The sequence below is a fragment of the Pseudomonas tehranensis genome (assembly GCF_014268615.1).
In the GTDB taxonomy this organism is placed as follows: domain Bacteria; phylum Pseudomonadota; class Gammaproteobacteria; order Pseudomonadales; family Pseudomonadaceae; genus Aquipseudomonas; species Aquipseudomonas tehranensis.
On record NZ_JABWQV010000163.1, the window covers coordinates 1 to 11,146 of the forward strand.

General features: G+C 61.4%; 9 protein-coding genes and 1 pseudogene. 7 read left to right on the forward strand and 3 right to left on the reverse strand.

Features of this window, described 5'->3' with window-relative positions; all coding sequences use genetic code 11:
* From glcE to HU811_RS19545, 6 genes are all read left to right on the forward strand, one after another.
* The coding region (glcE, locus tag HU811_RS19520; RefSeq protein WP_186657569.1) for a glycolate oxidase subunit GlcE at positions 1 to 739 on the forward strand (739 nt) is incomplete at its 5' end.
* Positions 740 to 741: 2 nt separating this feature from the next.
* Positions 742 to 1,959, forward strand: a complete 1,218-nt coding sequence (gene glcF, locus HU811_RS19525; protein WP_092399933.1) for a glycolate oxidase subunit GlcF — start codon at positions 742 to 744, stop codon at positions 1,957 to 1,959.
* 12 nt (positions 1,960 to 1,971) lie between these two features.
* Positions 1,972 to 2,373 carry a heme-binding protein gene (locus tag HU811_RS19530; RefSeq protein WP_186657570.1) on the forward strand — a complete coding sequence of 134 codons (402 nt, stop codon included), beginning with the start codon at positions 1,972 to 1,974 and terminating at the stop codon, positions 2,371 to 2,373.
* A 76-nt stretch (positions 2,374 to 2,449) separates the two neighbouring features.
* On the forward strand, positions 2,450 to 4,627 hold the full coding sequence (locus HU811_RS19535) for a malate synthase G (protein WP_186657572.1): 2,178 nt from the start codon (positions 2,450 to 2,452) through the stop codon (positions 4,625 to 4,627).
* A gap of 207 nt (positions 4,628 to 4,834) precedes the next feature.
* A complete protein-coding gene (locus HU811_RS19540; protein WP_092399927.1) occupies positions 4,835 to 6,532 on the forward strand; it encodes an L-lactate permease in 1,698 nt (565 codons plus the stop codon).
* Between the two features lie 91 nt (positions 6,533 to 6,623).
* Entirely contained in the window at positions 6,624 to 7,115 is a 492-nt protein-coding gene (locus HU811_RS19545) for a GNAT family N-acetyltransferase (RefSeq protein ID WP_092458819.1), read from the forward strand.
* A 150-nt stretch (positions 7,116 to 7,265) separates the two neighbouring features.
* Here HU811_RS19545 and HU811_RS19550 read toward each other — a convergent pair whose 3' ends face one another.
* The 3 genes and pseudogenes from HU811_RS19550 to HU811_RS27645 all read right to left on the reverse strand — a co-directional run.
* Complete coding sequence (locus HU811_RS19550; RefSeq protein WP_092458893.1) at positions 7,266 to 7,544, reverse strand: short-chain dehydrogenase; 279 nt, start codon at positions 7,542 to 7,544, stop codon at positions 7,266 to 7,268.
* Positions 7,545 to 8,031: 487 nt separating this feature from the next.
* Entirely contained in the window at positions 8,032 to 8,220 is a 189-nt protein-coding gene (locus HU811_RS27480; protein ID WP_225248464.1) for a hypothetical protein, read from the reverse strand.
* Positions 8,150 to 8,302 (reverse strand): annotated as a pseudogene (locus HU811_RS27645) (hypothetical protein); the annotation flags it as partial. The pseudogene HU811_RS27645 and the gene HU811_RS27480, both read right to left, overlap by 71 nt.
* A gap of 251 nt (positions 8,303 to 8,553) precedes the next feature.
* Here HU811_RS27645 and HU811_RS19560 point away from each other — a divergent pair.
* Positions 8,554 to 10,743, forward strand: coding sequence for a response regulator (locus HU811_RS19560; RefSeq protein ID WP_186657577.1), 2,190 nt, complete (start codon positions 8,554 to 8,556; stop codon positions 10,741 to 10,743).
* Positions 10,744 to 11,146: the final 403 nt, after the last annotated feature.

Sequence of the window (11,146 nt, forward strand, 5' to 3'; positions counted from 1 at the left end):
GGGCCCGCGCCGGCCGTGGTCCGGCGCGGTTCGTGACCTGGTTTTGGGCACCCGCTTGATCACCGGCACGGGCAAACACCTGCGTTTTGGCGGCGAGGTGATGAAGAACGTGGCCGGCTACGACCTGTCGCGGCTGCTGGCCGGTAGCTTTGGCTGCCTGGGGGTGATGACCGAGGTGTCGCTCAAAGTGCTGCCCAAGCCGCGCCAGTGCCTCAGTCTGCGGCTGGAGATGGACGCGGCCCTGGCCTTGCGCAAACTGGCCGAGTGGGGCCAGCAACCCCTTTCGCTGAGCGCCGCCAGCCATGATGGTCACGCGTTGCACCTGCGCTTGGAAGGCGGCGAAGGCTCGGTCGCGGCGGCCCGAGAGCGCCTCGGTGGTGAGCTGCTTGACAGCTCGTACTGGGCTGACCTGCGCGAGCAGCGCCTGGATTTCTTCGCGGACCCGCGCCCGCTGTGGCGTTTGTCGGTGCCGATCCATACCGGCGTGCTGGCGCTGCCGGGTGAGCAACTGATCGACTGGGGAGGCGCCCAGCGCTGGCTCAAGTCCGATGCCGATGTCGCGCTGATCCGCCAGGCCGCCGCCGAAGTCGGTGGCCACGCCACCTGTTTCACCGCCGGCCACTGCGACAGTCCGTTCCATCCGCTGGCTGCCCCGTTGCTGCGCTACCACCGACAGCTCAAAACCCAGCTTGACCCCCAGGGCATCTTCAACCCTGGCCGTATGTATCGCGAGGTGTAGCTGTGCAGACCCATCTGAGTGAGCAGGCCAAGCACCTACCGCGCGCCGAGGAAGCCGAACGCGTCCTGCGCAGTTGTGTGCATTGTGGCTTTTGCAACGCCACCTGCCCGACCTACCAGCTCCTTGGTGACGAGTTGGACGGCCCGCGCGGGCGTATTTACCTGATCAAGCAAGTGCTGGAAGGCAACGAAGTCACTGCCAAGACCCAACTGCACCTGGATCGCTGTCTGAGCTGTCGCAACTGTGAGACCACCTGTCCGTCGGGCGTGCAGTACCACAATCTGCTGGATATCGGCCGCGCGGTAGTCGATGCCGCCGTGCCGCGCCCGCTGGCTCAGCGCGCATTGCGTCAAAGCCTGCGGGCCGTGGTGCCCCATGCGCGGTTGTTCAAAGGGTTGATTGAGGTCGGCCAGGTTTTTCGTCCGCTGTTGCCGGCCAGCCTCAAGGCCAAATTGCCGCGCACTGCCCGAGCCGCCAAGCCCCGCCCCGAGCCACGCCATGCACGCCGTGTGCTGATGCTTGAGGGCTGTGTGCAGCCAGGCTTGGCACCGAACACCAATGCCGCCACGGCGCGGGTGCTCGATCGCCTCGGCATCAGCGTTACGCCGATCAGTGAAGCCGGTTGCTGCGGCGCGGTGGACTACCACCTCGACGCCCAGGCGCAAGGCTTGCAGCGTGCACGGCAGAACATCGACGCCTGGTGGCCCGCCATCGAGCAGGGCGCCGAGGCCATTGTGCAAACCGCCAGCGGTTGCGGCGCCTTCGTCAAGGATTACGGCCATCTGCTGGCGCAGGACCCGGCCTATGCCGAGAAAGCCCGGCGCGTCAGTACGCTGGCCAAAGACTTGGTTGAGGTGCTCAGCGTCGAACCCCTGGAGCAACTGGGTGTGCATGCCGACAAGCGCGTGGCGTTCCATTGCCCTTGCACTCTGCAGCATGCGCAGAAACTGGGTGGCGCCGTGGAGAGCGTGCTTGCTCGCCTGGGTTTCGGTTTGACGGTTGTGCCCGACAGTCACCTGTGTTGCGGCTCGGCCGGAACCTATTCGCTCACCCAGCCACAGCTGTCCAGGCAGTTGCGCGACAACCGACTCAATGCCCTGGAAAGCGGTAAGCCGCAGGTGATCGTTACCGCAAACATCGGCTGCCAGACCCACCTCGACGGCGCCGGTCGCACCCCTGTGCGGCACTGGATCGAACTGGTCGAAGACGCCCTGAATTAACCGGAGAACAGCATGCTTAGCAAAGCCGTATTGAGCCAGACCGAAGTCAGCAAAATTCTCGCCGCCGCCCGCAGCGAAGCCGAGACAAACCACTGGGCCGTGAGCATCAGCGTGGTCGACGACGGCGGTCACCCGTTGGCCCTGGAGCGTCTGGATGGCTGCTCCCCGATCGCCGCCTACATCGCCGCCGAGAAGGCCCGCAGCGCCGCCCTCGGCCGTCGTGAAACCAAGGGTTATGAAGACATGGTCAATGGCGGGCGTAGCGCGTTCCTGTCCGCGCCGCTGCTGACTTCGCTGGAAGGTGGCGTGCCGGTGATTGTCGACGGCCAAGTGATTGGCGCGGTGGGGGTTTCCGGGGCCAAGGCCGATCAGGACGCCCAAGTGGCCAAAGCCGGTATCGCCGCACTGGGCTGATTGCAAGGTAGGCGTTTGCTCAGTGATCCGCACGGGTATCTGACGCCGGCCATCGACTGTTTTTTGGAGAGTGAAAATGACTGAACGCGTGAACTGCCAGCGCCTGCAAGTGGCCGTCGACCTGCAACGGTTTGTCGACGAGCAAGTGCTGCCCGGCAGCGGGATTGAGCGCGAGGCGTTCTGGGCCGGCTTCGACGCCTTGCTGCATGACTTGGCGCCGCACAATCGCGCGCTGCTGGCCGAGCGTGATGCGCTGCAGGCAAAGCTGGACAGTTGGCACCGCGCGCACCCAGGCCCGATCAGCGACATGCCGGCCTACCGCGACTTTCTCGAGTCCATCGGCTATCTGTTGCCGCAGCCAGACACGGTGCGGGTCAGCACCGCCAACGTCGACAGCGAGATCACCCATCAGGCCGGTCCACAGCTGGTAGTGCCGATGATGAATGCCCGCTACGCGTTGAACGCCGCCAATGCTCGCTGGGGCTCTTTGTACGATGCGTTGTACGGCACCGATGCCATCGCTGAAGACGGTGGTGCTCAAAAGGGCCCGGGCTACAACCCGGTGCGTGGTGACAAAGTCGTCGCGTTCGCCCGCGCGTTTCTCGATCAGGCCGCGCCGCTGGGCATGGGCTCTCATGCCGACTCGGTCAATTACCGGGTCAGTGAGGGGCAACTGCGGGTGACCCTGGCTGACGGCACCCAGACCGGTTTGGCCCAGGCCGACCAGTTCGTCGGTTATCAGGGCCTGGCCAGCGCCCCGACAGCGGTGCTGCTGAAAAACAACGGCCTGCACGTGGAAATCCAGATCGATGCCGGCAGCCTGATTGGCGCCAGCGATGGCGCAGGGGTCAAGGATCTGCTGGTGGAGTCCGCGCTGTCGACCATCCTCGACTGCGAAGACTCCGTCGCGGCGGTCGATGCGGCCGATAAAGTGCTGATCTACCGCAACTGGCTCGGCCTGATGAAGGGCGACCTCAGCGAGGCGCTGGAAAAGGGCGGCAAATCCATCGTGCGCCGTCTCAACCCGGACCGCGAGTACACCGCTGCCGCTGGCGGCGCGTTGACGCTGCACGGCCGCTCGTTGCTGTTTGTGCGTAACGTCGGGCACCTGATGAGCAACCCGGCGATCCTCGACGGCGAAGGCCACGAGATCCCCGAAGGCATCCTCGACGGTGTGATGACCAGCCTGATCGCCCTGCATGACCTAAAGCGCCACGGTAACTCGCGAACCGGCAGCGTCTATATCGTCAAGCCGAAGATGCATGGCCCGGCCGAAGTGGCCTTTGCCGATCAGTTGTTCACGCGCATCGAGGACTTACTGCACTTGCCTCGGCACACCCTGAAGATGGGGATCATGGACGAAGAGCGCCGCACCAGTATCAACCTCAAGGCGTGCATCGCCAGCGCGGCGGCGCGGGTCGCCTTCATCAACACCGGCTTTCTGGACCGCACCGGTGATGAGATGCACACCGCCATGGAGGCCGGGCCGATGCTGCGCAAGGGCGACATGAAGGGCAGCGCCTGGATCCAGGCCTACGAGCGCAACAACGTGCTGGTTGGCTTGAACTGCGGTCTGCGTGGCCGGGCGCAGATTGGTAAGGGAATGTGGGCCATGCCGGACCTGATGGCCGCCATGCTCGAGCAGAAGATCGCCCATCCCCAGGCCGGCGCCAACACGGCCTGGGTACCGTCACCGACCGCCGCCACCTTGCATGCCTTGCACTACCACCAGGTGGATGTGCAGGCGGTGCAGCGCGAGCTGGAAGCCATCGACCTCAACGGTCAGCGCGACGACCTGCTCCATGGCCTGCTCAGCGTGCCGGTGGTGGCCGCGCCTGACTGGAGCGCCAGCCAGATCCAGCAGGAGCTGGACAACAACTGCCAGGGCATCCTCGGTTATGTGGTGCGTTGGGTCGAGCAAGGCGTGGGCTGCTCCAAAGTGCCGGATATCCACAACGTCGGCCTGATGGAAGACCGCGCCACCCTGCGTATCTCCAGCCAACACATCGCTAACTGGCTGCACCACAAAATCATCAGTGAGACTCAGGTGCGCGAGAGCCTGGAACGCATGGCCAAGGTGGTCGATCAGCAGAACGCGGGCGATCCGCTGTATCGCCCCATGGCCGCCGACTATGCCGCCTCGATGGCGTTCCAGGCGGCCTGCGACCTGGTGTTCAAGGGCCGCGAACAACCCAGCGGCTACACTGAACCGCTGCTGCACGCCTGGCGTTTACGGTTCAAGCAACAGGCCTGAGGGAGGCTTGTTCTTTAGCCCTTGCCTTAGCAGGGGCGCAATACAACAGGCCCCGACAGCCCATGGCTGCCGGGGCCCTTGAGCATAAGCGCGGCGACGGGTGACCCCTTGTCGGCGCGGTTCGCGGAGCACCTGTGCTCTGGATACGTGGCGCCGGATACCCCCGGCAAACTGTGTGGTTCACAACAATAAAAAGGAACCAAAACCATGAGTCAAACACTGCTGTCCATCCTGGCCTTCGTGCCGCTGGTACTGGCGGGCGTGTTACTGATTGGCTTTCGCTGGCCAGCCAAATACGCCATGCCGGTGGTCTTCGTACTGACGGCGCTGATCGGCCTTGGGGCCTGGGACATGACGTTGAACCGGGTCCTGGCGTCCTCGCTGCAGGGCCTGGTGCTCACGGCGGCGATCCTGTGGATTGTGTTCGGTGCCATTCTATTGCTCAACACCCTCAAGCATTCCGGCGGCATCAGTTCCATACGCCGCGGCTTTGCCAATATCAGCCCGGACCGTCGGGTCCAGGCGCTGATCGTGGCCTGGCTGTTCGGCTGTTTCATCGAGGGCGCCTCGGGCTTTGGTACACCGGCGGCGGTCGTCGCGCCGTTGATGGTTGCGTTGGGCTTCCCAGCCATGGCCGCCGTGGTGCTCGGCATGCTGGTGCAGTCCACGCCAGTGTCTTTCGGCGCTGTCGGCACACCCATGGTGGTCGGGGTCACGGCTGGTCTTGACCAGACCGGTCTCGGTACGCAACTGGCTGCTGTGGGCAGCAACTGGGAGGTGTTCTTCCAGCTGATCGTCTCGCGGGTGGCGATCATCCATGCCCTTTGCGGGATTCTCATGCCGCTGATCATGATCAGCATCATGACCCGCTTCTTCGGCAAGAACCAATCCTGGCGCGAAGGCCTGGTCATGGCGCCGTTTGCGATTTTCACCGGCCTGGCTTTTGTCATTCCCTACGCGGCTGCCGGCGTGTTCCTCGGTCCGGAATTTCCCTCGATGATCGGTGCCCTGGTGGGGCTGAGCATTGTGATCCCGGCGGCCAAAGCCCGCTTCCTGTTGCCCAAGACCACCTGGGATTTTGCCCCGGCCAGCGAGTGGCCTGTCGAGTGGATGGGCTCCATCGAGATGAAACTCGACGACATGGCCGGCAAGAAAGCGATTTCCGTCCCCCTGGCCTGGGCACCCTATGTGCTGCTGGCCGTGCTGTTGGTGTTGTCGCGCAACATTCCACCGCTCAAGGCCTGGCTGCTGTCACTGAGCTTCGGTGCCAAAGACATTCTGGGTGAGACGGGCGTATCCGCCAGCCTGGAATTGCTCTACCTGCCGGGTGGCTTGCTCTGCGTAGTTGCGCTGATGACATTCTTCCTGCACCGCATGCGCGTCAGTGAACTGGTCGCGGCCGTGAGCGAATCGAGCAAAACCTTGCTGGGCGCCGGTTTCGTGTTGATCTTCACCATCCCGATGGTGCGTATCCTGATCAACTCAGGGGTGAACGGATCGGACCTGGTGTCGATGCCGGTGGCAATGGCGCGGCTGGTCGCAGACAGCGTCGGCAGCGTGTACCCGTTCTTCGCCCCGGCGGTGGGCGCACTGGGCGCATTCATTGCCGGCTCCAACACCGTCTCCAACCTGATGCTGGCGCAGTTCCAGTTCAACACCGCGCAACTGTTGGGGATCTCTGGCGCGCTGATGGTGGCGTTGCAATCGGTGGGCGCAGCGGCCGGTAACATGATCGCCATCCATAACGTGGTGGCGGCATCGGCGACAGTCGGCCTGCTGGGTCGCGAAGGCATCACCCTGCGCAAGACCATGCTGCCCACGCTGTACTACATCGTCCTGGCCGGTATCATCGGCATGATTGGCTTTTATCTGCTGGGGATCAGCGATCCGCTGACGAAGTCCTGAAGCCTGTAGGCTGCCCGCCGGTGGGCGGGCAGCTCCGGTTAGGCAAGCCGAGCAGGGCTAAAACCAGGCGTATGAATCTCAAGGACGTGCGATGACATTGCGACACAGGCCAGTAATGGTTGATGACATCAAAACCATCTGCAGTTTTCCCCAGGACGCTCGGGAACTGTTTTATATGTTCCCGAAAGCTCAATACCCTCTGACTGAAGCTCAGTTGACTGACGCAATTAACCAACGATTTGACTCGACGGTTTTTGAAAGGGGAAATAACGTCGTCGGTTTTGCCAACTTCTATCGGGCTGAAAAGGGTGGGGTTTGTTGTATTGGCAATGTCATCGTCGCCCAACAGGCACGAGGTAAAGGTGTGGCGAGCTTCATTGTGAAGACAATGACAGCGCTGGCTTTCGACCGTTATGACGCTTCAGAGGTGCAGATCTCCTGCTTCAATGAAAATACGGCGGGGTTGCTGCTTTATCCGAAACTGGGCTTTTTGCCCTTTGCGATTGAAGAACGCACTGCGCTGGATAATCGTAGATCGGCGCTTATCCATATGTCTTGCGGTAGGGCGGGGCGTCGACAATAGCCACCCCGGAAGCCGGACTGATGCTGGGTTCCAATCAGGAAATGATGACGGGCCAAAGGCTTCGGCTAGTCATAAATGAAAGCCCCTGATTCGTTTTGAGTCAGGGGCTTTGTGGTTTCTGGTGTTGAAAATGTTGCTGTTTCGACGGGCTTATAAATTGGAACCCGCCGGCGCCGCATCCAGCCGCCTTGCAATCACATCCATCACGTCGCAACCGTCACGCAACGGAATGCAGCAAAGCTGTGCCAAATCCTGAAGGGTCACAGGGTCGACGCTCTGTTCATCACGCATCGCAAAGTTCTCAAGGAATTGAGTAGCGGCACGAATTCGGTAGGCGGCTGCATCGAGCAGGATGTGTAGCGGGGCGCAGGTATCGACGTAAAGGGGTTGGTCGTCGGCGTTGCTGGTAAGGCTCATGTATTGGTTCATATCAAATCCTTGTGTCATGAGTGAACTGTCACACTTCGTCGCCAAACGAAGGGTGACAGCTGTACACAGGTTGGCGAACCGGAGACACAAGGAGCCGGCAGACCCGAAGGTCTCCCGTGCACAGCTGCCATAAAGCAGTTCTGTGAGCACAAGGGTGCTCCTGCCACAGCAGAAAGCACCGTTGCACTTGTGTCAATCGAGTCGCCAAACCCGGTCGCCATTTGGGGCGACGCCCAGACTATAGACGTCACCACAAAAAATACGCAAGGGATTGATAGGGAAGGGGATTCCCAATCATATGTAGGACGGTGCCATAGTTGTCAGCGCTCGAGCGGTATGTCCTACAACTCACCAGACCTATCACCTACGTCTTCTGGTGGGTAAATGACTTGGAGAGGAGGAGCAGTAGCTACGGGCGCAGCCAGGGAAGGAATGAGGCGAGATTTTCATTATTGTTAATAGAAAATCCCTGTGAGATGACCGTTCTCTACGAATTCACGCGGCTCGCGTAAAATTTGCTCCAGAACTGCGAGTCTCGAGCCGCCTTCTTGGCGTAGAAGGGTACCGACGAGTAAGCCTCTTTTAAACGTTGCGAGCCCAGCGCCCGCCTTTCGGCTTCCTGGATGCTCAAAGCTCCACTCTGCCAAATCTTCATCCAGAAGCTGTCCGCCAGCAGCGTCGCGGAAGGTTTTACTTTCGAAGTCGTAGCGAGCATTTCGTACCTCCGGCACGTAGAGGGCTGAGGATGCAGTCGGCATCTGGGCGCTGCAAGACTATAGAGATCCCCGCAAAAACTACGCAAGGGATTGATAGCGCGGAGGTTTCCCAATGACATGTGGGATATTTCCGTAGCTCAATCAGCCAGTTTCGCCATTCCACCCCCATTTACAGCCCTACACGTCCCACAATCCAATCGCGCATTCCCACCCGGCGCGGGATAATACGGCCCGGCTTGGGGTCACAACCGCTTCCCCCTGATCGTATTGGCGGCTGAGAAGGATCGATCGCAATGACAGACTGGCTGCAAAGCTATGGAGAGATGGCTGAACGGGTCCGTGGCCATGACTGGGAGGCCAGCCCGCTCGGGCCGCCGAAGCAGTGGCCCGATGTGCTGAAGACCACCGTAGCGCTGAGCCTCGCCTCGCATTTTCCCCAAGCCATCATATGGGGGCCGGACCTGATCACGTTGTACAACGATGCCTTCGTGCCCATCCTCGGCAATAAACCCCAAGCCCTGGGCCGGCGCTTTGATGAAGTGTGGAAGGAAGTCTGGAGCGACATTGGCCCGATTGTGCGGGCGGCCTTCGAGGGGCAGGCGACTTACATCGAGAATTTCCCCCTGATCATTGAGCGTGGCGGCGGCCTGGAACAGGCGTATTTCACGTTCTGCTACAGCCCCATCCGTGATCAGTTCGGCAAGGTAGTGGGCATGCTGGACACGGTCACCGAGACTACTTCCACGGTGTTCATGACCCAGCGCCTGGCGGTTCTGGATGCCATCGGCAATGCCGTGGCCAATGCCACCGAGCCGCAGGCCATCATGGCCACCACCACACGGATTCTGGCGGCGCACCTGAACCTGTCGAATTGCGCCTATGCGGATATGGATGAGGACGAGGATGGCTTCACCATTCGCGGTGATTGGGCCCGGGCGGGTTCACCCAGTATTGTCGGGCATTACCGGCTGGCGGATTTCGGTCGGCTGGCGGTTGCCAACCTGCGGGCCGGCAAACCACTGGTGGTCAACGATAACCTCAAGGAGCTGGCGCCCGAGGAAGCGGCGACGTTCCAGGCGATCGGTATCGCCGCGACCATTTGCGTTCCGCTGATCAAGAACGGACGCTTGACCGCATTGATGGCCATCCACGATAAAACGCCGCGGGTCTGGTCCAGCAACGATCTGGCGCTGCTGATGGAAGTGACCGAGCGATCCTGGGCGCACATCGAGCGCACCCGGGCGGACGCCGCGGTGCGTCAGGGCCTGGCGGCCCTGGCGGAGCTGAACGCGACGCTGGAAGAGCGGGTCGAGGAACGCACCGCGCGCCTGAAACAGACCGAAGCGGCGCTGCGTCAGTCGCAGAAACTTGAAGCCATCGGCCAGCTCACTGGCGGCGTGGCCCACGACTTCAACAACCTGCTGACGATCATTCGTTCCTCCGTCGACTTTCTGCGCATGCCCAACCTGTCTGATGAGCGTCGCAAACGCTACATGACGGCGGTTTCCGAGACGGTGGAGCGTGCCGCCAAGCTGACCAGCCAGTTGCTCGCCTTCGCCCGGCGTCAGCCGTTGAAACCGCAAGTCATCGATGTGCGCAAGCAGGTGCAAAGCCTCGGCGACATGCTGCAAACCGTCACGGGCGCGCGGATTCAGGTCAAGGTTGAGCTGAGCGACCGACCTTGTTACATCCGCGCTGACTTGAGTCAGTTTGAAACGGCGCTGATCAATATGGCCCTCAATGCCAGGGATGCCATGGGCGGGCAAGGCACACTGTCGCTGCGGCTCATTGGCGGCGCTGGCATGCCGCCGATCCGTGGTCACGCGGGGGCCGGGCAGTCCTTTGCCGCGATTGCCCTGGCGGACACCGGCACCGGTATTACGGCAGAAGTCCTGGAGCATATTTTCGAGCCGTTCTTTACCACCAAGGACGTGGGCAAGGGCACCGGGCTGGGTTTGTCCCAAGTGTTTGGTTTTGCCAAACAGTCTGGCGGCAACGTGGATGTGTCGACCGTGGTTGGGGAGGGTACGGTGTTTACCTTGTACCTGCCGGAAGTCGAGCCTGAAGAAGTTCATGAGCCTATCCGCGAGGAAGCCGCGCCCTTGCTGCTGGAAAACGGCAAGCGTCGGGTGTTGATCGTGGAGGACAACCTGGAGGTCGGGCGGTTTGCCAATCAGATCCTGCAGGATCTGGGCTACGAAACGGCCTGGGCCACCAACGCCGAGGAGGCACTGGACATGGTTGGCCCGGATGCGATGGCGTTCGACGCGATATTCTCCGACGTCGTCATGCCCGGCATCAGCGGTATTGCCCTGGCCAAGGCACTGCGCCGCCGCCGTCCGGATCTGCCGGTGGTTCTGACCTCGGGTTACAGCGAGGAGCTGGCCCACCGTGGCCATGAGGATTTCGAGTTTCTATCCAAGCCCTATTCGGCCGATCAGCTTGCCCGGATTTTAAGCCGCACGATGGCGGGGGCGGATTGAATGAAGCTGGTCGTGCGCAAATGACGCAGCTCCATTCGTCGGCCAATCGCTTTCCTGAATCATCAGTCCGTTGATGACCGGCTAGTCTCAAGGTCGTGAAGGCCGATATTTTTCAGGCAACGGGTTGTTGCCGGTGTGGGCCTCGACGAAAAGGGGAAAGGCGATGGGAGCACCGTACAGCGAGGATAACGGAGCCGCATATCCGATCAATGAAGGTTTGCAGTGTGGGCAATCGGCCTATAGGGCGGACTTTGGCGACGAACCGATCAAATCCATCAGGACCAAGGTGTCCAAAGTGCCGCGAGGGGAAAAGGCCAAGTTTTTGCCCAGGGTCCCGGTCAGAAAGTAACGTTACAACCCTACAATGCAGCCCCGTCATCGTGGCGAGGGAGCTTGCTCCCGC